Annotated in this window: 21 protein-coding genes; 12 read left to right on the top strand and 9 right to left on the bottom strand. The window is 69.6% G+C overall.

What is annotated here, in order from left to right; genetic code table 11:
- Positions 1-38 precede the first annotated feature (38 nt).
- From pssD to ACYVF6_RS36580, 4 genes are all read left to right on the top strand, one after another.
- Complete coding sequence (gene pssD, locus ACYVF6_RS36595) at positions 39-530, top strand: PssD/Cps14F family polysaccharide biosynthesis glycosyltransferase (protein ID WP_460528319.1); 492 nt, start codon at positions 39-41, stop codon at positions 528-530.
- Complete coding sequence (locus ACYVF6_RS36590) at positions 527-1084, top strand: glycosyltransferase (RefSeq protein WP_460528317.1); 558 nt, start codon at positions 527-529, stop codon at positions 1082-1084. Before pssD ends, ACYVF6_RS36590 begins: the two co-directional genes overlap by 4 nt.
- 85 nt (positions 1085-1169) lie before the next feature.
- Entirely contained in the window at positions 1170-1781 is a 612-nt protein-coding gene (locus ACYVF6_RS36585) for a TetR/AcrR family transcriptional regulator (RefSeq protein WP_460528315.1), read from the top strand.
- Entirely contained in the window at positions 1778-2269 is a 492-nt protein-coding gene (locus ACYVF6_RS36580; RefSeq protein WP_460528313.1) for a DUF6653 family protein, read from the top strand. Before ACYVF6_RS36585 ends, ACYVF6_RS36580 begins: the two co-directional genes overlap by 4 nt.
- Here the strand turns inward: ACYVF6_RS36580 and ACYVF6_RS36575 are convergent.
- Genes ACYVF6_RS36575 through ACYVF6_RS36555 form a run of 5 tightly spaced genes read right to left on the bottom strand, consistent with a single transcriptional unit; the run spans position 2266 to position 7754 of the window.
- The gene (locus ACYVF6_RS36575) at positions 2266-3174 is read right to left on the bottom strand and encodes a glycosyltransferase family 2 protein (RefSeq protein WP_460528311.1); all 909 of its coding nucleotides are present in this window, start codon (positions 3172-3174) and stop codon (positions 2266-2268) included. The genes ACYVF6_RS36580 and ACYVF6_RS36575 overlap by 4 nt on opposite strands.
- A complete protein-coding gene (locus ACYVF6_RS36570; RefSeq protein ID WP_460528309.1) occupies positions 3171-3911 on the bottom strand; it encodes a CDP-alcohol phosphatidyltransferase family protein in 741 nt (246 codons plus the stop codon). Before ACYVF6_RS36570 ends, ACYVF6_RS36575 begins: the two co-directional genes overlap by 4 nt.
- Positions 3908-5116, bottom strand: a complete 1209-nt coding sequence (locus ACYVF6_RS36565; protein WP_460528307.1) for a YveK family protein — start codon at positions 5114-5116, stop codon at positions 3908-3910. Before ACYVF6_RS36565 ends, ACYVF6_RS36570 begins: the two co-directional genes overlap by 4 nt.
- The gene (locus ACYVF6_RS36560; protein WP_460528305.1) at positions 5113-6339 is read right to left on the bottom strand and encodes a hypothetical protein; all 1227 of its coding nucleotides are present in this window, start codon (positions 6337-6339) and stop codon (positions 5113-5115) included. Before ACYVF6_RS36560 ends, ACYVF6_RS36565 begins: the two co-directional genes overlap by 4 nt.
- The gene (locus ACYVF6_RS36555) at positions 6336-7754 is read right to left on the bottom strand and encodes an O-antigen ligase family protein (protein WP_460528303.1); all 1419 of its coding nucleotides are present in this window, start codon (positions 7752-7754) and stop codon (positions 6336-6338) included. Before ACYVF6_RS36555 ends, ACYVF6_RS36560 begins: the two co-directional genes overlap by 4 nt.
- Positions 7755-8145: 391 nt before the next feature.
- Here ACYVF6_RS36555 and ACYVF6_RS36550 point away from each other — a divergent pair, with 391 nt between their 5' ends.
- The 6 genes from ACYVF6_RS36550 (at position 8146) to ACYVF6_RS36525 (ending at position 16869) form a co-directional block, all read left to right on the top strand.
- Positions 8146-10101, top strand: a complete 1956-nt coding sequence (locus ACYVF6_RS36550; RefSeq protein WP_460528301.1) for a hypothetical protein — start codon at positions 8146-8148, stop codon at positions 10099-10101.
- A complete protein-coding gene (locus ACYVF6_RS36545) occupies positions 10076-10780 on the top strand; it encodes an AMIN-like domain-containing (lipo)protein (protein ID WP_460528299.1) in 705 nt (234 codons plus the stop codon). The genes ACYVF6_RS36550 and ACYVF6_RS36545 overlap by 26 nt, the downstream gene beginning before the upstream one ends.
- Positions 10777-11661, top strand: coding sequence for a sulfotransferase family protein (locus ACYVF6_RS36540; RefSeq protein WP_460528297.1), 885 nt, complete (start codon positions 10777-10779; stop codon positions 11659-11661). Before ACYVF6_RS36545 ends, ACYVF6_RS36540 begins: the two co-directional genes overlap by 4 nt.
- Positions 11662-11830: 169 nt before the next feature.
- Positions 11831-12196 (top strand): tetratricopeptide repeat protein, encoded by a 366-nt coding sequence (locus ACYVF6_RS36535; RefSeq protein ID WP_460528685.1) that lies wholly within the window; start codon positions 11831-11833, stop codon positions 12194-12196.
- A 113-nt stretch (positions 12197-12309) separates the two neighbouring features.
- Positions 12310-15954, top strand: a complete 3645-nt coding sequence (gene mfd, locus ACYVF6_RS36530; protein ID WP_460528295.1) for a transcription-repair coupling factor — start codon at positions 12310-12312, stop codon at positions 15952-15954.
- Positions 15955-16098: 144 nt separating this feature from the next.
- Positions 16099-16869: a CAP domain-containing protein gene (locus ACYVF6_RS36525; RefSeq protein WP_460528293.1), complete on the top strand. Its 771-nt coding sequence runs from the start codon at positions 16099-16101 to the stop codon at positions 16867-16869.
- A gap of 32 nt (positions 16870-16901) precedes the next feature.
- Here ACYVF6_RS36525 and ACYVF6_RS36520 read toward each other — a convergent pair whose 3' ends face one another.
- Genes ACYVF6_RS36520 through ACYVF6_RS36510 form a run of 3 tightly spaced genes read right to left on the bottom strand, consistent with a single transcriptional unit; the run spans position 16902 to position 20536 of the window.
- Positions 16902-17096: a hypothetical protein gene (locus ACYVF6_RS36520; protein WP_460528291.1), complete on the bottom strand. Its 195-nt coding sequence runs from the start codon at positions 17094-17096 to the stop codon at positions 16902-16904.
- A gap of 19 nt (positions 17097-17115) precedes the next feature.
- Positions 17116-20079: a protein kinase domain-containing protein gene (locus tag ACYVF6_RS36515; RefSeq protein ID WP_460528289.1), complete on the bottom strand. Its 2964-nt coding sequence runs from the start codon at positions 20077-20079 to the stop codon at positions 17116-17118.
- A complete protein-coding gene (locus ACYVF6_RS36510) occupies positions 20066-20536 on the bottom strand; it encodes a GNAT family N-acetyltransferase (RefSeq protein ID WP_460528287.1) in 471 nt (156 codons plus the stop codon). The genes ACYVF6_RS36515 and ACYVF6_RS36510 overlap by 14 nt, the downstream gene beginning before the upstream one ends.
- 82 nt (positions 20537-20618) lie before the next feature.
- Here ACYVF6_RS36510 and ACYVF6_RS36505 point away from each other — a divergent pair, with 82 nt between their 5' ends.
- Positions 20619-21467 (top strand): aldo/keto reductase, encoded by an 849-nt coding sequence (locus ACYVF6_RS36505; RefSeq protein WP_460528285.1) that lies wholly within the window; start codon positions 20619-20621, stop codon positions 21465-21467.
- Positions 21468-21563: 96 nt separating this feature from the next.
- Here ACYVF6_RS36505 and ACYVF6_RS36500 read toward each other — a convergent pair whose 3' ends face one another.
- The gene (locus tag ACYVF6_RS36500) at positions 21564-22439 is read right to left on the bottom strand and encodes a sigma-70 family RNA polymerase sigma factor family protein (RefSeq protein WP_460528283.1); all 876 of its coding nucleotides are present in this window, start codon (positions 22437-22439) and stop codon (positions 21564-21566) included.
- 83 nt (positions 22440-22522) lie between these two features.
- On the opposite strand from ACYVF6_RS36500, the gene ACYVF6_RS36495 reads away from it, so the two are divergent.
- Positions 22523-22969: a carboxymuconolactone decarboxylase family protein gene (locus ACYVF6_RS36495; RefSeq protein WP_460528281.1), complete on the top strand. Its 447-nt coding sequence runs from the start codon at positions 22523-22525 to the stop codon at positions 22967-22969.
- Position 22970 lies beyond the last annotated feature (1 nt).

Raw genomic sequence — 22970 nt, 5'->3', positions numbered from 1 at the left:
GTCCGGGGGGACATGCGACATTGTCGGAAGGGTGGGACGTGCCGGCAGCGCGAGACGTGCGGGACTCGCAGGACATGCCGTCGAGCATCTTGTTGGTCGGATCGAGTGGTGGGCATCTGGCACAGCTGGTTGCCCTGCGACCGTGGTGGGCGACCCGGGAACGCACCTGGGTGACGTTTTCGACCGAGGATGCGCGATCCAAGCTGCGTGGAGAAAACGTCGAGTGGGCTTACCATCCGACGACGCGGCACATCCCGAACATGCTGCGCAACTTACGGCTCGCTGTAACCGTTCTGCGTAGGACCCGTCCAGATGTGGTGGTCTCGACAGGTGCGGGCGTTGCTGTGCCCTTCTTTCTGATCGCCCGGCTCCTCGGGATTCCGACGGTCTATCTCGAGGTGTACGACCGGCTCGACAGCGCGACGTTGACGGGTAAGTTGTGCCGTCCGCTGTCAACCCTGTTCTGCGTGCAGTGGGAGGAGCAGCGCGACCTCTACAAGGACGCGGAAGTCGTGGGAACCCTGCTATGACGGGAACTCCTGGCGATCCTGGCCGGCTGAACGTACTCGTCGTCGTCGGCACCGACTACCACCCGTTCCCGCGGCTGGTCCGCGCGATGGACGAGTGGAGCAAGGAGCACGCGGAGGTCGACTGCTTCGTGCAGTACGGCACCGCGGACGCGCCCATCCATGCCGAGCGCTCGGCCTACCTCGAGCACGAGACGTTGACGTCGAAGATGGGTTCGGCCGACATCGTGGTGTCGCACGGCGGCCCGTCGACGATCGTGGAGACCCGGCGTCGAGGTGTGCGGCCCATCGTGATGCCGCGCCGCGAGCGTTACGGCGAGCAGGTCGACGATCATCAGGTGCGGTTCACCCGGCGCCTGGCGGCGGCCGGCAAGGTCACGCTGGTCGACGAGACGGCCGATCTGGTGGACCTGCTGGAGCAGGTGCTCGCCGACCCGTCGTCGGTCCGGTTGACAGCGGTCGACGAGGGCTCCAACACCGCGGCGGTGGACCGCTTCGGCGACCTCGTGTCGGGCCTGTTCGCGAACGGGAAGACCCGCTCCCGCCGGCGCCGCTGAGCTCCCCTTGTTTCCCGTCCGGTCAGGGGTAAGCTCTGCTATGAACGAATGAACGAGTTGTTCATAGCTGTCCAGGAGGCGCGACATGGCGGTCGCTTTCGGCGCTGCCGACAGGGAGCGGATCACCGCGATCCTGCTCGACACGGCCGAGGAGCTGTTCGCCACCCACGGCCTGAGGAAGACGTCGCTCGACGAGCTCGTCGAGCCGGCGGAGATCGCGAAGAGCAGCTTCTACGCGTTCTTCGAGTCCAAGGAGGCGCTCTACCTCGAGGTCATGCTCCGCCGCGCGCCACAGATCGCCGAGCGGGGTGCGAAGGTCTGGAGCCGCGAGCCGGGGCGGGAGACGCTGGCCGAGTTGATGCGGGTGATGACGGACGTCTGGACGACCGACCCGTTCTACCGGCGGCTGCTCACGCATCCCGACGAGCTACGCGCCGTCCGCCGTCGCGTCAGCGAGGAGGACGCCGCCCGCGTCCACCCCGTCGTCGTCGCGCCAGTGATCGAGTTCATCCGGCGCGGGCAGCACTCCGGCGCTCTGGTCGGCACCGTCGAGCCCGAAGTGGTGCTCGGCGTCATCCGGACCGCGAGCCTGATCGTGCTGCATCGCGAGGAGTTCGGCGACGACTACGAGCAGGTCCTCGACACCACCATCCAGGCGCTGGCCACCGGTCTCAGCAAGGGAAAGAAGGGATCATGAAGGTTCTGGAGCGGGTCGCGCAGAGCTTCCGCATGTCGGACGAGGCATGGAAGCGGCACGCCAACCCGTGGAGCGTCTGGACGCGGTTCGCGGCGATCCCCGCGATGCTGCTGGCGATCTGGAGCCGCACGTGGCTCGGCTGGTGGTGCCTCGTCCCGATCGCGGCAGTGGTCGTCTGGCTGTGGATCAACCCCCACGCGTTCCCAGCCGTCGAACGTCCGACGTCCTGGGCGGCCAAGGGCATCTACGGCGAGAAGCTGTGGCTGCTGCACCGCGACCTCGTGCCAGCCGGCCACCGCGCCGTCCTGAGGCTGCTCGTGGTCGTCGGCACGGCGGGTTTCGCGTTGCTGATCTGGGGTTTGGTCGCGCTCGAGATCTGGCCAACCGTCTTCGGCGCGACGCTCGTGGTGCTCGGGCAGCTGTGGCGGATCGACCGCTTCGGCCTGCTCTACGACGAGATCGAGCGCAGCCAGCAGACGCCGGCCTAGATGCCGCGGCCTCTCGAGTGGGCCAGCCGGAGCGCGCGGTCGGCCGTCAGCAGGCGAAGCGCCACGACGCAGGCGATGTACGACCGCAGCTCTTTCCAGTTCAGCCGGAACGCCTTCCAGGCAAAGCGCAACGCCGGCCGCGACTCGCCCAGCGCGGCATGCGCGAACGCCTTCCGCCCCACCAGCCGCGCGTGCCCGCGCGGGTCGGCCGACAGGACGGCGTGCTTGCGCAGGCCGTAGTCGATCGACTCGATGATGGTGCGCCACCGCTGCTGGAAGTACGACTGCGCGCCCCACCGCACCTTGACCAGCGGCTCCGAAACCACGGCGATCGGACCGGCCTGGGCGGCGCGCAGGATCCAGTCGAAGTCCTCGCCGTACGCGCCGGGGATCTCCTCGTCGACCAGCCCGATCCGTTCCAGCAAAGCGGTTCGCCGCACGAGCACGGTCGACGGATGCGCTTCCATCACGCGCCGCCGGGCCAGCTCGGTGACCACCAGATCGGCCTCGGCAGGTACGCGCGGCACCACCCGGTCCCCGTAGTGCACCTCGATGCCCGACACCACGACATCCGCGCCGGACGACTCCATCCGCTCGACCTGCGAGGCGAGCTTGGCCGGAAACCACTCGTCATCGTCGTCGCAGAACGCGATCAGCTCGCCTTCCGCCACGTCGATTCCGGTGTTGCGCGCGCCCGCCAGCCCGGCCGACCGCGCGTTGGGGACCACCCGCACCGAGGGTGCCGCGATCGCCCCGTCGACCGGCGCCTGGTCGAACACCACGACGCACTCGACCCGGCCGGCGTACGTCTGCGCCGCGACCGCGTCCAAAGCCTTGCGCAGCAGCTCCGGCCGGTGGTGGGTCGCGATCACGACGGAAACCGAGGGCAGCAAGTCAGCAGTCACGAGCGCTCCAGCCCGGCGGTGAGCCGCCAGGTGCGATAGACGTTCAATGCCGAGGCCACGCCGTAGAACGCGGTCGCCGCCCACAGTCCCGCGACGGTGAGCCACAGCGATCCGGTCAGCCCGGCCACCAGCGGCAGCAACGTCAGCGCCAGCGCCTCCAGCTCCACGGCGTACGGCGTCGGCACCATCCCGTGCCGCGCCATGAACGCGACGTACCGCCCCCAGGCCGAGGGCGCCGGCGCCACCGAGACCGACGCACCCGCCGCCAGCCAGTCGCGCTGCGCACCGCCCGGCAGCGACTTGCGATGCGCCAGAGTCCATACGTACAAGCCGTTTCCGGCCACCAGTGCCGCGATCAGCGCCGGCCCGGCGGCGTCGGAGGCCACGAGGTACCACGCCAGTGCGGCGTAGCAGATCGCGATCCCCATGACGTCGACGACCAGATCCAGCGACGCGCCCCACAACGTCGACACGCCACGGATCCGCGCCAGCCGTCCGTCGAGGCAGTCGACCAGGAACCGCACCTGGAACAGGACGGCACCGGCGACCAGCCAGCCACGCGAGAACGACAGGGCGGCACAAAGCGCCAGCAGGCCGGCGACCGCGGTGATCCGGTTCGGCGTCACCCACGGCAGCCTCGCCAGCGGCCGGACCAGGAAATCGGCCGGCGGGTCGATCACCAGCCGGGTCCAGATCGCCTCCTGCGCCTTGGCACCCGTCGTCGCGGTATCGGTCACGATGTCCCTCCCCGGGCAAGGAAGAGTACGGCCTCGGCGTTCGAACGGTCCAGCAGGTGCATGATGCGGCGCAGGTCGCGCAGCGTGCTGTGACCGCGTTCGGCCACCACGATCACGAGGTCGGCGGTCATCGCGGCGCGGATCGTGTTGCCCGAGACCGCGGAGTACGACGGCACCACCCGGCAGGTCAGCGCACCGACCTGGTCGAGCCCTGTCCGGATCCCGCCGGCCACGATGTCGAGCACGGCCTTGGACGCCGGCCCGGTCACCAGCACCCGCTGTGCCATGGTGACCTGCAGCTCGACCGCGATGTTGGCCAGGTCGACCGTACGCCGGCCGGTCGCGTTGAACACGTCGCGCCGGTCGAACACCACGCGCTTGCGGCGCTCGCGCAGCACGCCGAGCGCCAGTCCGCCGAGCACGCCGACCGCGACACCCGACACCGGTGGGATCTCGTCTCCGTTGCGTACCGCCGACGTCGGAAGATTCGCGGCCCGGACCACGGTCGTGCCACCCTCCGCACCGGCCAGCTCGGCCAGATAGCCGTCCAGCGTGTTGAGCTGTTCGTTGAGCTCGGCCTCGGCGTCGCTCTGCGGCTTGGCGGCGTCCATCCGATTCTGCAGCTGCTCGCGTTCCTTCCACAGCGCCTGCGTGATCCGGTTCGCGCGGTCGGCGAGCCGGGCCTCGCGCGTACGGACGAACTCGGCCGCGACCGCCTGCGCGCCGCGCTGGGCGCCCTCCGGACTCCCAGCGGTGTAGGAGATGCGCAGCACGCGCGTGTTCGGCGGAACGGTGATGCCGATGCGCCGGCGGATCTCCCGCGGGGTCGTGCCGTCGTCGAGCCGCCGCGCCACGTGGCTCAATGTGGTGCCGGCCAGCAGCATGGCGGCGTCGGTGTCCTGGGTCTGCTCGCGCGGCCGGTACGGATTCGCGCCGGGTTCGAGGTCGACGACCACCTTCGTCGGCACAGCCGGTGCGTGGACGACCGCTGTCGACTGGTACTCCGCCGGCGTCAGCAGGTTGATGCCGAGTCCGGCGAGCACCCCGATCAGGCCGCCCAGCAGTGCCGGCTTGATGTGCCGGCGGACCGTACGGGAGTAACGGTCGAGGTCGAGCGACTCGCGGACCTCCGCGCCCTCGGGCGTCTTGACCGGCCCCGTCGGGCCGGCCGGGTTGAGTGCCGTGTCGGGCAGGGTGCCGGTCATCGGCACACCACCCGGTCCAGCTGCTCGAACAACCACTGGGTGCGCCGCCGCAACGGCTCGCCCTCCGGCACCTGGGCCGCCAGCGCCCAGCGCCGGGCGAGCTCGAGCAGGTAGGCCGCCGCGACGAGCGCGGGATCGTTCGTACCCTCGGCTCCCGTCCAGCCGGGCAACGCGATCAGCTGCTCGGCCGCGTCCTCGCCACCACGCAGCAGCCGGGTCTGCAGGCGGTAGTGGGCCAGGTCGAAGCCCCTCGGCACGTGGGTGCTGAACCGCTCGAAGTCCCACAGCAGCACGCGTTCGGCGTCCCAGACCATGTTCCACGGCGTCCAGTCGCCGTGCCAGCAGCCGAACGCGACATCCGCGCTGGAGTAGCAGGCCTCGACCCGCTTGGCGGCTTCGGCGTATCGCGTGGCCTGGCCGGAGTCGAGCAGCTGGTCCGGCGTGGCGGCGATCCGGCGCCAGAACCGGTTGCCCGTCAGGCGATCGCGGGTCACGCCGAGCCGTTCGCCGAACTCCCGCATCGCGGCGAGCGGCTCCTCAGCCCGGCGCTTGCGGTGGGCCAGGATGCCGGCGTGCCGCGGCCGGATCGCCTCCAGTACGAGGATCTCGAGGTCGCGCCAGGTCTCGTGATGCAGGACGTGCGGGGCGCGCAGTGTGTTCTCCTCGTCGCCGGCCGACCAGTACGCCGACAGCGCTGCCGCCTCGCCGGCGACGAGCGAGCGGGTGAGGTCGGAGATGCCGACCTTGACGTACGCCAGCGTCTGGCCCTCGGGCGTGACGGCCTGCAGCACGGGCTTCCGGTTGGCGCGGCTCGGACCGACGCTGATGCCGAGCAGCACGTCCTCGCCGAGCAGCTCGGCGAGATGCTGCTCCAGCGAGTCGATGCAGGCACCGGCGGGAGCGACGATCCGCAGCCGGTCGGGCAGCAGCCTCGACACCAGCGCGTGTACGGGACGCGCGCCGAGCAGCCGGCCGAGCAGCGTGCGCGAGACGTACTCCCTGGTGCCGAGCCCCTGGCTGTACTTTCGTACGACGTCGGCAGCGGCCTGCGGAGCCCCGGCGGGCAAGGCGATCCGCGGCCTGGCGGCCGAGGGCGCGAGCAGGAACTCACGGACGACAGCGGCATCGCCACCGGAGCTGTGGCGAGCCGAGCCGACCGTCGCGGGCGCCGGCCAGATCAGCGCCGCGGTCTCGGCGAGCGCGTCGTAGGACGGTGCCGTCATGTCACGTGCCCCATCGACCGCTGTCGCCGGGCCATCAGGCCGAGCGAGATCATCACCGTGATCAGTGGAGCACCAAGCGTGTCGTAGATCGGCAGCTCGAGCCCGAAGAACAGCAGCACACAGCACCCGGCGATCGCCACCGGCCACGGGTCCTGGATGTGCGCGACGAGCCGGCGCAGGAAGAACGCGCAGAACAAGGCGATCCCGACCAGCCCTTGCGAGAACAGCACCAGCCAGAACTGCCCCTGCGTTCCGAGCGGAGGCACACCACACGCCGGGCAGTCAGGCGTGGAACCACCGGCGATCGACGCGAACGTGCCCTGCACGTCGCGGGTCGAGCCGAAGCCGAGGACGGGCGATCCGGTGACGACGCTGCGGATCGTCTCGGTCGCGAGCTGCTCACGGCGGTCGTTGGAGTGCTGGTGTTCCATCCGCTGCTGCACGATCCCGGCCAGCGGGCTGGCGAAGAACACGATCACGCCGACGATCAGCGCACCGCCCATCAGCTGCAGCAGCCAGAACCGGCCGAGCATCGCGAGCCGTACCGCGAGGTAGACACAGCCGACCGCCAAGGCCGCCCAGAGCCCGCGGTTCAGGGAGTAGACGATCGGCGCGAGCGCGGCCACCAGCACGATCGGCGCGACGAACCGGCGCCAGCCGGCGTCCTTGCCGAACCAGGCCAGCAGGAAGAACGGCAGGTACATCGAGAGGTTCGCGCCCCAGGAGTTCGAGAACGAGAACGGCGCGATCGGCCGGCTCTGCTCGTATCCCAGCACCTTCTGGATGTCGGCCGCCGCCGGGTGGATCATGCTGTTGACGAACTCGTTCTTGGCCAGGCCGTGCGGAAGTGCGAACTCCAGCGCCGACGTGAACTCGAACTTCGGCGCGACGACGCCGAGCACGCCGCCGCAGACGGTGAACACGAACATCAGCGCCAACAACCGCACCACACGTCGGGTCGGCAGGTCGCGTTCGTCACTGTTCAGTACGTAGAGAAAGACGATCGTCACGGCGAGATAGGTCGCTGCCCGGAAACCGAACACCATCAGGCGTCCGCCTCCTCCACCGCCCGGCTCGGCGCCGGGTGCGTCCGCCCACAGCATCGTGATGCCGATCAGCATCCACGCGACGAACAGCAGCCAGAACCCGAACCCACGCGGCGCCCACAGGTCGCGCTTGCGGATCAGGAACGCGGCCATGGGGATCGCGACGACGATGAAGATGAACGTCGACAACCCGAGCACCCACCACAGCGGAAAGAGCAGGAACAGCAGGGTCAGCGGCCATCCGCCGGGCAGGAACGAATGGGTGCGGGCGGCCGGTTGCGGGGTCGCCGAAGGAGCTGCTGACGGCAGCGCCGGTTCAGCGCTGCCGGCACTGCCGGAACCGGCCGCGGCGGATCTGCTCCCTCCCACCGCCCCTCCCTCCCGAGGCGCTACGAGTACGTAGCAGCACGACGATACGCGCCCGCGATGTGGGACGGATAGTGCATCTCGGATGGGCAGACGACCGCGGTGGCAGCCGATGGTCACGATGGGGGAACAGGAGGTAGTCCGGCACTTGCGCGCAGCCTGACAAAACCGGCAAGATGCGGTCTGCTGTGCCGCGCCTCCCTGAGTGCCATTGGTCAAAACCAAGGCGGTGGAGGAGCTCGCGAAGCTCGTGCGACGCATCCCGACCCAGGGGTGGGACACACGGGTGCAACCACGCGGGTGCCGCAGGCGTCATCGGATGAGGACGCGGCATACATCCCACAGTGCCGCCAGGTATCACCACAACAAACACACGCCTTGGGGGGCAACCCACGTGTTCGTTCGTCGACGTAGCGCTGTCACTGTTGCCGCGCTGACCGTCACCGCGGCCATGACCGCCGCGATCACCATGGCCACATCCGGACCGGCCGTCGCCGTCCAGACCGCTCAGACGTCGATCGTCAGCGCGGATCCGGTCGGCTGGACGCCACACGTGCTGGATGGCCGGGTGAAGGCGATCGTCCAGACCGGCGACACCATCATTCTTGGCGGATCCTTTACCAAGGTGTCGTCGGCGGATGGCAAGACGACCTACAACCGCAACAACATGGTGGCGTTCAACGCCTCGACCGGTGCGGTCAGTACGACGTTCGTGCCCAACCCCGACGGCGAGGTGTCCTCTCTGGTCGTCGCGCCCGACGGCACGTCGCTGTTCGTCGGCGGCTTCTTCAACAACGTCGCGGGCAAGGCCAGCAAGAGCCTGGCGAAGGTCAACCTCTCGGACGGCAAGCTGAAGTCCGGCTTCACCGCGCCGGCCCTCACCGGTCGCGTGAAGGACATGCGGCTGGCCGGTGGGCGCCTCTGGATCGCCGGCACGTTCACCCACGTGGCGGGCAACTACGCCCAGCCCGGCCTCGCGACGCTCAACGCCACCTCCGGCGCGTTCGACGGCTACAACCGGGTGAAGTTCGCCGCCCCGTACAACAACGCGACGATGCAGGTCCTGAAGATCGACGTCTCGCCCAACGGCCAGCGGCTCGTCGCGATCGGCAACTTCAGCACGGTCGACGGCCAGAGCCGCCCGCAGCTCGCGATGCTCGACCTCAGCGGCACCTCCGCCAAGGTCGCCAACTGGCAGAGCGACTTCTACAGCACACAGTGCGCGGCGGCCTACGACACGTACATGCACGACGTCGACATCTCGCCCGACGGCAAGTACTTCGTCGTGACGACGACCGGCGCCTGGCGCGGCAACCAGGGCCCGTGCGACACCACGTCGCGGTTCGAGGTCGGTTCGACCGGCACCGGGCTGAAGCCGAGCTGGACCAGCTACAGCGGCGGCGACACGATGTACGCCATCGCCATCACCGGCCCCGCGGTCTACATCGGCGGCCACTTCCGCTGGCAGAACAACCCCAACACGCTCGACGGCGACTCGCCCGGTGCGGGCGCGATCGGCCGCGAGGGCATCGCCGCGCTCGACCCCGCCAACGGCCTGCCGCTGCGCTGGAACCCCGGCCGCACCAAGGGCGTCGGCGTCTTCGACCTGCTCGCGACGTCGAAGGGCCTGTGGGTCGGCAGCGACACCGACCGGATCGGCAACTCGGAATACCACGCGCGGATCGCGTTCATGCCGCTCAGCGGTGGCTCGTCCGTACCGCAGCTCGCTGTCGGCACCCTGCCGGGTGACGTCCACCTGCAGCCCACGACGTCGGGTGCGGCGCCGATCAAGCGGTCGTTCAACGGCACGTCGGTCGGCACCACCTCCACCGTCCCGACGGGCGGCATCAACTGGAACGGCCAGCGCGGCGCGACCATGCTCGGCAACCGGATGTACTACGGCTGGTCCAACGGCAGCTTCATCACCCGGACGTTCAACGGCACGTCGTACGGCACCGGCACCACGATCGCCACGTCCGACGCGCTGACGACCGACACGGCGTTCCACACCGATCTGGCGAGCGCGACCGGCATGTTCTTCTACAGCGGCCGGCTCTACTACACCGTCTCGGGCCGGTCGTCGCTGTACTACCGCTACTTCACGCCGGAGAGCGGTGCGGTCGGCGCGACCCGTTTCACCGCCGACGCTTCCGGGGTCAGCTTCTCCCAGGCGCAGGGCGTGTTCCTGGCCAACAGCAAGCTCTACTACGCCGACTCCTCGAGCGGCAACCTCGTCCGCGTCGACTTCAGCGGCGGCAAGCCGGTCAGCAACACCTCGGCGATCGTGAGCGGCCCGAAGACGGACGGCAACGACTGGAGAACGCGTGGTTCGTACGTCTTTCCCCAGTAGTTCTCTCCACCGGCGGAACGGCAGGGCTCTCTGCACAGCCGTACTCCTCGCGACGCTGACGGTTTCGCCCGCGCTGGCAGGCTGTTCGGACTCCGGTGACGGGTCCGGGCAGCAGGTGACGCAGTCGAAGTCGGACCCGTCGAAGCGCTCGTCGCCGTCGGATGATCCGAACGCCACGGCCACGGCGATCGCGCCCGACCACGGCGAGCCGACCGCCGCACCCGGCACCCGGATGGGCAAGGCGTCCGGCGAGTTCGGCAAGGCGCCGATCCGGCACGAGAGCGACGCCAAGGCCCGGCTGGTCGGGCTGGACGCCGACGAGGAGGACGACGGCGACATCGAGCAGGTGACGTTCACGTTCGCCGACACCAAGGTGCTGCCGAAGTTCGACGTCGGATACGTCGACGTCGTGCGTGCGCACCCCGAGGACGACCCGATCGCCGTGTCCGGCAACGCGTTCCTTGAGGTCGGCTTCAAGCTGACCAACCCCAACACCGACGGGCGGATGGCGGTCGAGCCCGACCTGCAGCCGGATCTGCCGCTCGTCAAGGAAATGTTGCTCGTGCAGAACCTCGGCGGCAGCCTGCGGTTCGCCGTCGGGCTCGACAGTGATGCCGAGTTCCGGGTGCGTCCCCTTTCGTCACCGACGCGGCTCGTGGTGGAGGTTCGGGAGAAATGAGCGCCGGAACCATGCGGTCGTCGGCCCCGGCGTGGGTCAAACGCAACGGCCGCAAGGTCGCTCGGACGTACGGCCGTTACACCGCTGACAGCCGGATGCTGCCCTCGTTCCTGGTCGTCGGAGGGCAGCGGTGCGGCACGACGTCGCTGCACCGCGCGCTGATCGCGCATCCGCTGGTGACCGGGCCGGTCTTCCACAAGGGCGTCAACTACTTCGACGTCAACTACCACCGTGGCGGGGAGTGGTACCGCGGGCACTTCCCGCGTACGGCGTCGGTACGCCGGAAGGCACGCAGCTGGCTGGGATCGGCGGAGCCGCAGGCGATGGAGTCCAGCGGCTACTACCTCTACCACCCGCTGGCGCTGCCGCGGATCGCCTCCGACCTGCCGGAGGTGAAGCTCCTCGTGATGCTGCGCAACCCGGTCGAGCGGGCCTACTCCGCGTACAAGCACGAGGTCGCGCGCGGCTTCGAGACCGCGACGTTCGAACGGGCGCTGGAGCTGGAGACGCAGCGGCTTTCCGGCGAGGAGGAGCGGCTGCGTACCGAGCCCGGCTACCAGAGCCACGCTCACCGGCACCAGGCCTATCTGGCGCGGGGACGGTACGCCGAGCAGCTGGAGCGGCTGTTCGAGGTGTTCCCGCGCGACCGGGTGCACGTGCTCGACAGCGAGGACTTCTTCGAGGCGCCGGTGACGACGTACGCCGCCGTCCTGGAGTTCCTGGGCCTGCCCGACTGGATGCCGGCGGCGTTCGACCGGCACAACGCGCGGCCGGGCAAGGCGCTGGAGGCCAAGCAGCGGGAACGGCTGGAGGACTACTACGCGCCGCACGACAAGGCGCTCGAGGCTCTGCTCGGGCGTCAGCCCGCCTGGCGACGCTAGGCACACTCCCCAGGGCGCTAGGTCGTGTCCTGCAAAGAGGGCCGGTGAAGCTCGGCCATCGAGCACGACCAGCAGGCGGCGGACCTGCACCGGGAGATCGGCAACCAGGTCGGGCTGGCGTCGGCACTCAACTCCCTCGGCTGGCAGTACGTCCTGCTAGGCCCTCGACCTGTTCCGCGAGATCGGGAGCACCGATGGCAAGGCGGCCACCCTGGACAGCCTCGGCTACGCCCACCACCATCTCGGGCAGTACGACCTGGCGACCTCCTGCTACCAGCGCTCTCTCGACCTGGCGCGGCTGCTCGGCGACCCGAGCTACGAAGCGCACACGCTCTCTCACCTGGGCGACACGCAGGCCGTCGTAGGCGACCAGAAGCCGGCCTACCACTCGTGGCGGAGCGCGCTGGCGATCTTCGAGGGGCTCGATCCCGCCCTACCCCCGACCACCCCCACCGGCGACCGAGGCCGTCCGGGCCACGCTCGAACGCGGGGCGCCAAGTGCCTGACGCGATTCGGTTTCGGGTCGCGTAATTGACTGGCGGGGCTGTCGGAGGGCAGGAGTAACCTGGTCGGGCACCCCGGGTCGCCTGGCGAACCGGGGCGGCTGTGTTGCCGCACTTCCCGCATTCCGCAACTGCATTGGATCCCATGAGCCTCACCGGACTCACCTCGCTCATCACCGCTGATCCAGCGCTTTCGGCCGCCGTCCAGCAGGCCTTGCAGAGCGGCTCGCCGCCGCTCGATCTCACCGCACCCAAGTCGGTGCAGCCGTTCGCGATCACCGCGATCGCCGCCGACTCCGAGCGGGGCGGCGCGGGCCGCACGGTGCTCGCCGTCACCGCCACTGGCCGCGAGGCCGAAGACCTCACCGCGTCGCTGGAAAGCCTGCTGGGCTCGTCCGACGCGGTCGCCTACTACCCCGCCTGGGAGACCCTGCCGCATGAGCGGCTGTCCCCGCGCTCGGACACGGTCGGCCGCCGGATCGCAGTGCTGCGCCGCCTGGTCCACCCCGACGCCGAGAACCCCCGTCCGAAGGTCGTCGTCGCGCCCGTCCGCAGCGTCCTGCAGCCCCAGGTCAAGGGTCTCGCCGACCTCGTGCCCGTCCTGCTCCACAAGGGCGAGGAGGTCGACCTCGACGACCTCGTGAAGCGCCTGGCCGCTGCCGCCTACACCCGGGTCGACCTGGTCGAACGCCGTGGTGAGTTCGCCGTTCGCGGCGGCATCGTCGACGTCTTCCCGGCCACCGAGGAGCATCCGTTACGCGTCGAGTTCTTCGGCGACGAGGTCGAAGAGGTCCGCTACTTCAAGGTCGCCGACCAGCGCTCGCTCGGCGAAGCCGAGCACGGCCTCTACGCACCGCCCTGCCGCGAGCTGCTGCTGACCGAGCAGGTACGCGAGCGGGCCGGCCGGCTGGCCGAGCGCCACCCCGAGCTCGGCGAGCTGTTCGAGAAGCTGCACCAGGGGCACGCGGTCGAGGGCATGGAGTCGCTGGCGCCGGTGCTGGTCGACGACATGGAGCTGCTGGTCGACCTGCTGCCGGCCAACACCCACGTGATCGTCTGCGATCCCGAACGCGTCCGCGGCCGCGCGCACGACCTGGTGGAGACCAGCCAGGAGTTCCTCGACGCGAGCTGGGCGGCCGCGGCCGGCGGCGGCAAGGCTCCGATCGACCTCGGCGCGGCGGCCTACCACTCGCTGGCCGACGTCCGGCAGCACACGCTGACGCTCGGCCTGGCCTGGTGGAGCGTCTCGCCGTTCGCGCTGAACGGTGACGGGCCGGAGGTCCCGGTCGAGCGCGTGCCGTTGCGCACCGAGACTGGCGAGATCGTCAGCCTCGACGTCGACATCGACGCCGGCGCGGTCGAGTCGCACACGATCGACGCCCGGCCGGTCGTCGCGTACCAAGGCGACACCGCGAGCGCGATCTTCCAGCTGCGCAAGTGGCTCTCCGACGGCTGGCGGGTCGTGTTCGTCTCCGAGGGCCACGGCTCGGCCGAGCGCATGGCCGAGCTGCTGAGCGGCCGCGACATCCCTGCCCGGCTGTGCGAATCGCTCGACGCCGAGCCCGAGCCGTCGATCGTCCACGTCGTGAAGGGCAGCATCGACCACGGCTTCGTCGCCGAGCACCTGAAGTTCGCCGTGCTGGGCCAGGACGACGTGCTCGGCCGCGGCGGCTCGTCCACCAAGGACATGCGCCGGATGCCGACCCGGCGGCGCAAGACCATCGACCCGCTGGAGCTGAAGCCCGGCGACTACGTCGTGCACGAGCAGCACGGCGTCGGCCGCTACGTCGAGATGATGCAGCGCACGGTCGGCACCGGCCAGCACCGCACGACAAGGGAATACCTCGTCATCGAGTACGCCCCGTCCAAGCGCGGCCAGCCCGGCGACCGGCTGTTCGTTCCGACCGACCAACTCGACCTCGTGACGCGCTACGTCGGTGGCGAGCAGCCCGCCCTCGACAAGATGGGCGGCGGAGACTGGGCCAAGCGCAAGGGCCGCGCCCGCAAGGCCGTCCGGCAGATCGCGGGCGAGCTGATCAAGCTCTACGCCGCGCGGCAGGCCACGCAGGGCCACCAGTTCGGCCCCGACACGCCGTGGCAGCGCGAGCTCGAGGACGCCTTCCCCTACGTCGAGACCGCCGACCAGCTGTCGACGATCGACGAGGTCAAGGCCGACATGGAGAAGTCGGTCCCGATGGACCGGCTGGTCTGCGGCGACGTCGGCTACGGCAAGACCGAGATCGCGGTGCGCGCGGCGTTCAAGGCCGTGCAGGACGGCAAGCAGGTCGCGGTGCTCGTGCCGACGACTCTCCTTGTGCAGCAGCACTTCGGGACGTTCTCCGAGCGGTTCGCGCCGTTCCCGATCACGGTGAAGCCGCTGTCGCGGTTCCAGACCGACAAGGAGGCCGAGGAGACGCTGCTCGGCATCGGTCTGGGCCAGGTCGACGTCGTGATCGGCACGCACCGCCTGCTCAGCAACGAGATCGGCTTCAAGGACCTCGGGCTGATCATCGTCGATGAGGAGCAGCGGTTCGGCGTCGAGCACAAGGAGAAGCTCAAGCAGCTGCGCACGGCCGTTGACGTGCTCTCGATGTCGGCGACGCCGATCCCGCGGACGTTGGAGATGGCGATCACCGGCATCCGCGAGATGTCGACCATCATGACGCCGCCGGAGGAACGCCATCCGGTGCTGACGTTCGTCGGCGGTTACGACGAGAAGCAGATCGTCGCCGCGGTCCGCCGCGAGCTGCTGCGTGAGGGCCAGGTCTTCTACGTACACAACCGGGTCAGCACGATCGAGAAGGCCGCGGCCCGGATCCGGCAGCTGGTGCCCGAGGCGCGGGTGATCGTCGGACACGGGCAGATGAACGAGCACCAGCTCGAGCAGGTCATGGTCGACTTCTGGGAGAAGCGCGCCGACGTGCTCGTGTGCACGACGATCGTCGAAGCGGGCTTGGACATCTCGAACGCCAACACACTGATCGTCGAACGAGCCGACAACTTCGGGCTGTCGCAGCTGCACCAGCTGCGCGGGCGGGTCGGGCGTGGACGCGAGCGGGCCTACTCGTACTTCCTCTATCCCGCCGAGCGCCCGCTCACCGAGACCGCGCACGATCGGCTGGCGACGCTGGCGCAGAACACCGAGATCGGCGCCGGCATGGCGGTCGCGATGAAGGACCTCGAGATCCGCGGCGCCGGCAACCTGCTGGGTGGCGAGCAGTCGGGGCACATCGCCGATGTCGGGTTCGACCTCTACATCCGGCTGGTGGGCGAGGCCGTCTCCGAATACCGCGGCGACTCGCCGGAGGAGGAGCGCGAGGTCAAGGTCGAGCTGCCGGTCGACGCACACCTGCCGCACGACTACGTCGACAGCCAGCGGCTGCGGCTGGAGATGTACCAGCGGCTCGCGGCCGTGCGCAAGGCCGAGGAGCTGGTGCAGATCGCGGAGGAGCTGGAGGACCGGTACGGCCCGTTGCCGGAGGCCGTGACGAACCTGCTGGAGGTGGCGCGGTTCCGGCTGCACGCGAAGCAGGCTGGGCTCACGGATGTGACGTTGCAGGGGAACCAGATCCGGTTCGCGCCGGTGGACCTGCGAGACAGCCAGCAGTTGCGGTTGGAGCGCTTGTATCCGCGGACGGTCGTGAAGAAGCCCATCAAGACGATCCTGGTTCCGCGGCCGGCGACGGCGACGTTCGGCGGGCAGCCGCTGCGCGATCTGGAGTTGCTGAAGTGGGCCGGCGATCTGATCGATGCGGTCCTGATCGACGCGCCGGCCAAGGTGTCTTCGTAGCGCATGCGACGGAACCCCGTGTCCTTCCGTACGTCCAATCGTTGATGTAACGGCACCAAGTAGCGAACTCAGTGTGGGTTTCGCTACATTTGTCGCCCGGCACCGGCGGGGGTGCTACTCGCTGCAAGCTGCCTGGGAGGGCACGTGCAGAAGCAAGGGAAGTGGATCGTCGCGGCCGTAGGAGCCTGGGCGCTGATGCTCGCCGGCTCGATCGGCCTGCTTGGCATGGCTTTCAACTGGTGGGGCGGTGATCCGTCGGCGTCGGCCGCGGACCTCCGCGCGCTCCAGTCACAGCCGAGCCCGAGCGACTCGGCGAACGACGGCGAGACCGTCGACCCGGCCACGCCGACCGTGACGGCGTCCTCCACGCCGACACCCACTCCGACGGTCAAGCCGACGCCCACGCGGCCGCCGGCGCCGAAACCGGAGAAGACGACCCGGCAGCCGGCTCCGGAGCCGAAGGACACCGACGACCCGGATCCCGCGCCGAAGCCCAAGCGCAAGAAGCCTGGCCCGAGTGGGCCGACCGCGCAGGAAGCGGCGTACGAGAACGAGGTCGTGCAGTACACCAACGCGGCCCGCCGGGAAGCCGGTTGCGGCCCGGTCCGGCTCGACGACCGGCTGCGGACGGCCGCGCGCAAGCATTCGTACGACATGGCGGCCAACCACTACTTCAGCCACACCGGGCGCAACGGCAGCTCGCCGTGGGACCGGATGCGCGACGCGGGCTACACCTCACCCGCCGCCGAGAACATCGCCAAGGGACAAAGCGATGCGCGCCGGGTGATGGCGGCCTGGCTGATGAGTGAGGGGCACCGCAACAACATCCTCAACTGCCAGATCCAGGCGATCGGTGTCGGCGTCCGCCTCGGCGGCGACGGTCCGTACTGGACACAGGACTTCGGCTACCGTTGAAGGGGCCACGGCGACGACCGGGACCGTGACCGTCATCGCCGCCGGCGTTGAAGGTTGCTGACCAGCAGCCACGCACCGCCGAGCGCGACGATCCCGCCGATCACCACCCACAGCGGCTCACCGGTCATGAAGCTGCCGCCGATCACGCCGACGCCCTGGAACAACCAGACACCGCCGATCAGCACGAGCACGACGCCGAGGATGCTCAACCACACTCGTTTGTTCACACCTCCTGCCTAGCACGACTCACGGCCGGTTGGGTGCTGCTCGCTGCACTCGTTCCCGGACGGCTTCGGCGTCGGAGTGGCCGAGTTCTTCGTAGAGGGCAAGGGCCTGTCGCCAGCTTCCGGCGGCCGTGTCGTGGTCGCCGGCGGTGTGGTGGACGTCGCCGAGACGGGCGAGGATGTCGGCTTCCATGTGAGGGATACGCAACTCGCGGGCGAGGTCGAGCGCGCGCTGGTAGCAGTCGATCGCCTCGGGGAGCTCGTGGGCCTGGTAGTGGGCGTAGGCCAGGCTGTCCCAGGTGTTGGCCTGGTTCTCCCGGTCGCCGAGCTCCTGGAACATCACGAGGGCCTGGTTGCAGTAGACGCGGGCGGTGCCGTGGTTGCCGAGCAGGGCGTGGTACCAGCCGACGGAGTTGAGCGACTCGGCCTCGCCGAGCCGGTGGCCGGCCTGCTCGAACAGCGCGAGTGCGGCCTGCGCGTGGTCGAGCGCGTTTTCGTAGCGCTGCTGGGCGCCGTACATGCGGGCGAGGTTGCGGTGCGTACGAGCCTGGCCGAACTGGTCGCCGAGGTGGGCGTAGAGGTCGCGGGCGCGCAGGAGATGAGCAGACGACTCGTCGAACCGGCCGAGCCTGGTGTACGCACCGGCCAGGCCGCGGTGGGCCCGCGCCTGGGCAGAGAGGTCGCCGAGCCGGCCACTGGCCTCCAGCGCCGTCTGCCAGGTGTCGATCTCCTCGTGCCAGAGCCCACGCCGGTTGAGGTAGCTGTACATGCTCCACACCAGCTGCCAGGCCTGCCTGTCGTAACCCGTGCCGGCGGCCAGGGAGATCACGCTGTGCAGCACAGGGCTTTCCACGGTGAACCAGGCCGTCGCCTGCTCGTAGTCGCCCGGTCGTTCCGGAGCGGTGCCGGCCTCGGCAGGCCCGAGCGTGATCCGGTCGCGCGGGCCGAGCAGGTCGTCGGCGGCGTAGGCGGTGTGGAGGTAGTGGTCGAGGATGCGGCGCGTGGCGGCTGCGCGGTCGGTGTCGGTGTCGGTGGTGTGGGTGAGTTCGGTGGCGTAGGCGCGGAGGAGGTCGTGGAAGGTGTAGCGGCCGGGTGCGTGTTCGGAGACCAGGTGGGCGCGGGTGAGCTCGGTGAGGGGTGGGCGGCTGCCGGCGAGGCTGGCGGCTGCTGCTGCCGAGATGTCGGGTCCGGGGTGCAGGCCGAGCAGCCGGAACATGCGCTGCGCTTGCGGGCTGAGTTGGTGGTACGACCAGGAGAACACCGCGCGGATGTCGGTGTCGAGGTCCTCGCCGGTGAGCGCGTCGGTCAACACCGCAAGGGGGAAGCCGGGCCGGGTCACCGCCTGGGCGGCCACGATCGCCAGCGCCAGCGGCAGCCGCGCGCAGGACCGGATGATCTGGTCGACGGCTTCGGGCTCGGCGGCCGTACGTTCCGGGCCGAGCCGGTGGTCGAGCAGGTGCCGCGCCTCGGCGTCGCTCAGTACGTCGAGCGTCACCGGACGCGCACCCTCCTTGGTGACCAGCCCGAGCAGGTCGTTGCGGCTGGTGATGATCGCCAGGCAGGCGGGGTTGCCGGGCAGGAGCGGCCGGACCTGCTCGGTGTCGCGGGCGTTGTCGAGGACGACCAGGACTCGTTTCGTACTGAGGATCGAGCGGTACAACGCGGCCTGCGCGTCCAGGTCGACGGGGATCTGGTCCGGTGCGACGCCGAGCGCGTCGAGGAAGCCGCGGATGGCGTCGGCAGGATCGGTCACCTGACCAGTGGGGTCGAAGCCGCGCAGGTTGACATACAGCCGGCCGTCGGGGAAACGCTCGGCGATCCGGTGCGCCCAGTGGACGGCCAGCGTGGTCTTGCCGACGCCGGCGGTCCCGGAGATCGCGACGACCGGTGCGGGCCGGCTGTCGAGCAGGTCGAGCTCAGCGTCGCGGCCGGTGAAGCCGAACACGTCGGCCGGAAGCTGCGCCGGCACAGCACCGCCGGCCGGTCCGCCCGCGCCGGCCGGGAGCGGCACACCGTCGGCCAGTGCCTGGAAACGCGCGCGGGCACCGGCGGCGTCCGGCCGGTCGTGCGGGTTCTCCCGCAGCATGTCCGCCAGCACCCGTCCCAGCGCGCCGCGCCTCGCCGCGCCGTCGCCGGCTTTGTCTACAGGATCATCGCCAATCTTGTAGACACTCCTACCGACAGGATTGCCGACAGGATTGCCGACAGGATTGCCGACAGGATTGGCGACAGGATTGGCGACAGGATTGGCGACAGGATTGGCGACAGGATTGCCGACAGGATTGCCGACAGGATTGCCGACAGGATTGCCGACAGGATTGGCGACAGGATTGCCGACAGGATTGCCGACAGGATTGCCGACAGGATTGCCGACAGGATTGCCGACAGGATTGCCGACAGGATTGCCGACAGGATTGGCGACAGTGCCCGCCAGATCATCGGCGGCGGCTGTGTCATCGGCGGCGGCCAGGGCACGTACCGTCGCGGCTAGGGAGTAGACGTCGGAGGCGGGCATCGGGCTGCCGCGCATCAGTTCCGGAGCGGCGTAGCCCGGCGTGTAGCTGAGCCGGCTGACCGGCGTGATGGTCTGTTCAGGGTCGATCCGGTAGGCCGAGCCGAAGTCGGTCAGCTTGGCCTGCCCGTTGTCGGTGAGCACGATGTTGCCGGGCTTGACGTCGCAGTGCACCAGGCCCTTGCCGTGCATGTAGACCAGCGCCTCGGCGACCTGCGCGGCGATCCTGGCCGCCTCCACGACAGTCAACTGCGCACCAGCCAGGCTGCCGCCCGGCGCGTACTCCAGCACAACCTGATCGCCCACGTGCTCGTACACCGTGATCACGTGCGGATGATTGAGCCGCGCCTGGGCCCGCGGCTCCCCGGGCGCCGCCCGCTTCAACACCACGTCCCGCCCGAGCAACTCGTCGCGGGCCAGCCAGACGTCCGCGGCGAGCTCCTCGCGGCGGACGAACCGGTCACCCGGACGCAAGGGAGCTCCCGACCGCCTTGGCGAAACATCGGCTGTTGGGGCTGTCGCGATGGATGCCGAAACTCTCGATCGGCGTGTAGCCCGCCGAGGTGTACAACCCGATGGCCTCCGGCTGCGCCAGGCCGGTCTCGAGGATCACCCGCCGCAGGCCGGCGTCCGCGATCGTCCGCTCCAGCTCCGCGAGCAACACCCGGGCGTACCCGCGACCGCGCGCGGCCGGCGTGACGTACATCCGCTTCACCTCGGCGATGCCGCTTCCGCTCACGCGCCAGCCGCCACAGGCCACGGGCGTTCCGTCGAGGTAGCCGACCACGAACCTGCCCTCCGGCGGGGCGAACTCCGCCGGATCGGTAGGTGTCCGGTCGACTCCGCCGTAACGGATGACGTACTCCTGCTGGACTTCGGCGATCAACCGCACCGCGTCGGGGTGGTCGTAGGGGACAACGTGCAGCTCCACGAGGGTAGAGCCTACGGGTACGGTGGAGGCGAGTGAATCGATAAAGCAGCTGATATCAGCCTTACAGGAGGATGCGCACAGCATGCCCAACGTTTCCCCCAAGGTTCCTACCGTCACGTTCAACAACGGTGTGGAGATCCCGCAGCTCGGCTTCGGTGTCTGGCAGGTGCCGGACGACGAGGCGACGCCTGCCATCCGCACCGCGATCGAGGTCGGCTACCGCCACATCGACACCGCCGCGATCTACGGTAACGAGGCTGGTACGGGTCGTGCGGTCGCCGAGGCGGGCGTGCCTCGCGAGGAGCTGTTCGTCACCACGAAGCTGTGGAACTCCAACCAGGGTTACGACTCGACGCTGCGCGCGTTCGACGAGAGCGTGGAGAAGCTCGGCCTCGACTACGTCGACCTCTACCTCGTCCACTGGCCGGCGCCCAAGCGCGACAGCTTCGTCGAGACCTGGAAGGCGTTCCAGAAGCTCTACGGCGACGGCCGGATCCGCGCGATCGGCGTGTCCAACTTCCTGCCGGAGCACCTGACGCGGCTGCTGGAGGAGGCCGACGTGGTGCCGGCGATCAACCAGATCGAGCTGCATCCCTACCTCCAGCAGCGCGAGCTGCGGACGTTCCACGAGGAGCACGGGATCGCGACCGAGGCGTGGAGCCCGCTGGCGTCCGGTGGAGCCGGTCTGCTCGACGACCCGGTGATCGCGAAGCTGGCGGCCGCGCACGGCAAGACGCCGGCCCAGGTGATCCTGCGCTGGCACACCCAGGTCGGCAACGTCGTGATTCCGAAGTCGGTCACGCCGTCGCGGATCAAGGAGAACTTCGAGATCTTCGACTTCGAGCTGACCGGTGAGCAGCTCGCCGAGATCGGCGGTCTCGACCGCGACAGCGACGGCCGCGTGGGCGGCCACCCGTACGACGTGAACTGACCGCCCTCGGCCGCGAATGACCACGTTAACCACGTAATTGGCGGGTTAACCACGCCCCGGGACGTGGCGAAGGTCCTACTAGCGTGGTTAACGTGGTCATTCGGCCAGGGGCGTGACGGCGAGGCGGGCGAGGCTGTCTGGGTCGCCGGTCAGGTCGATCGCGACGATCTTGCCCGCCGCGATCGTGAACGTAAACACGATTCGCGACCTGCCGTCGACCGTCCAGGCGGCGCCGGCGATCCCGTTGATGAGCGCGAGCTGGGCGCCGCGCGCCCGGCCGGTGAACGTGCCCGCGACCGCGTGCGCGCCCACCTTCGCCTGCGCTCCGTACCGCAGGGTCACCGCGTCCGGGCGCAGAACCACGTCGGGATCCAGCATCGCGAGGAGTGCTTCGAAGTCGCCGTTGTGGGCGGCGTCCAGGAACGCCGCGACGATGGCGCGCTGCCTGGTCAGGTCGGTGTCCGGCCGGGTGTCGGCGGCCTGGATCCGCCGCCTGGCCCGGCTGGCCAGCTGCCGGGCTGCTGCCGGCGTACGGTCGACGATCGGCGCGATCTCGTCGAACGGCACCGCGAACATGTCGTGCAGGACGTATGCCAGCCGCTCGGCCGGCGGCAACGTGTCGAGCACGACGAGCAGGGCCAGCCCCACGGAGTCGGCGAGCAGTGCCTGCTGCTCCGGGCCGGCGGCTTCGCGGTCGGCGGCGTCCGGTGCCTCGAAGACCTCGAGCGGGTCCTCACGCCGGCTCTTCCGCGTTCGCAGCATGTCCAGGCTGATTCGCGCGACGACGGTCGTGAGCCAGCCGCCGAGATTGTCGACGGCGGCGGAGTCCGTGCGGTGCAGCCGCAGCCATGCCTCTTGTACGGCGTCGTCGGCCTCGGCCTGGGAGCCGAGCATGCGGTACGCCACCGCTCGCAGGTGCGTGCGGTGCGCCTCGAACCGGCCGGCCAGGAAGTCGTCGTCGATCACGGTCACATTCTTTCCTCGGGGTCCGTCATGGCTCTGACGGTTCAAACCGAGTCGATGTGACCGAGGAGTCTCTGCGAATGGAAGCACGGATGAAGAGCCCCGCGTCGATCACCACCGTGATGGGCGAAGGTACGCAGGCGATGTGGAAGGCGGCGGGCAAGACGCTCGGCCAGCAGACGCTCGCGCTGGTCCACCTGCGGGCGAGCCAGATCAACGGGTGCAGCTTCTGCGTCGTCAGCGCGGGCCAGCACGCGGGAGACGACGAGACCGAACGGCTGCGGCTGTTCGCGGTCGCCGCGTGGCGGGAGGCGCCGTACTTCACCGATGCCGAACGCGCCGCGCTCGCCCTCACCGAGGCGGTCACCCGCATCGCCGACCGTCCGGACCCCGTGCCGGACGAGTTGTGGGACGAAGCCGCCAAGCACTTCAGCGAGGAAGAGCTGGCCGCCCTCCTGATGGCGATCGGAACCGTGAACGTATGGAACCGGCTCAACGTCGCCGTCCGCCAGCCCGCGGGCCAGGCCACCTGGAGCTGAC

This window comes from Flindersiella endophytica, assembly GCF_054779015.1.
The sequence above is the reverse complement of the archived record's forward strand: the minus strand, read 5'-3'. Positions and strand labels throughout refer to the sequence as shown.

Coding starts and splice junctions, on each gene's coding strand:
- ACYVF6_RS36590 (WP_460528317.1), top strand. CDS start 527: ATGACGGGAACTCCTGGCGATCCTGGCCGGCTGAACGTACTCGTCGTC.
- ACYVF6_RS36585 (WP_460528315.1), top strand. CDS start 1,170: ATGGCGGTCGCTTTCGGCGCTGCCGACAGGGAGCGGATCACCGCGATC.
- ACYVF6_RS36580 (WP_460528313.1), top strand. CDS start 1,778: ATGAAGGTTCTGGAGCGGGTCGCGCAGAGCTTCCGCATGTCGGACGAG.
- ACYVF6_RS36565 (WP_460528307.1), bottom strand. CDS start 5,116: ATGACCGGCACCCTGCCCGACACGGCACTCAACCCGGCCGGCCCGACG.
- ACYVF6_RS36560 (WP_460528305.1), bottom strand. CDS start 6,339: ATGACGGCACCGTCCTACGACGCGCTCGCCGAGACCGCGGCGCTGATC.
- ACYVF6_RS36540 (WP_460528297.1), top strand. CDS start 10,777: ATGAGCGCCGGAACCATGCGGTCGTCGGCCCCGGCGTGGGTCAAACGC.
- mfd (WP_460528295.1), top strand. CDS start 12,310: ATGAGCCTCACCGGACTCACCTCGCTCATCACCGCTGATCCAGCGCTT.
- ACYVF6_RS36505 (WP_460528285.1), top strand. CDS start 20,619: ATGCCCAACGTTTCCCCCAAGGTTCCTACCGTCACGTTCAACAACGGT.
- ACYVF6_RS36495 (WP_460528281.1), top strand. CDS start 22,523: ATGAAGAGCCCCGCGTCGATCACCACCGTGATGGGCGAAGGTACGCAG.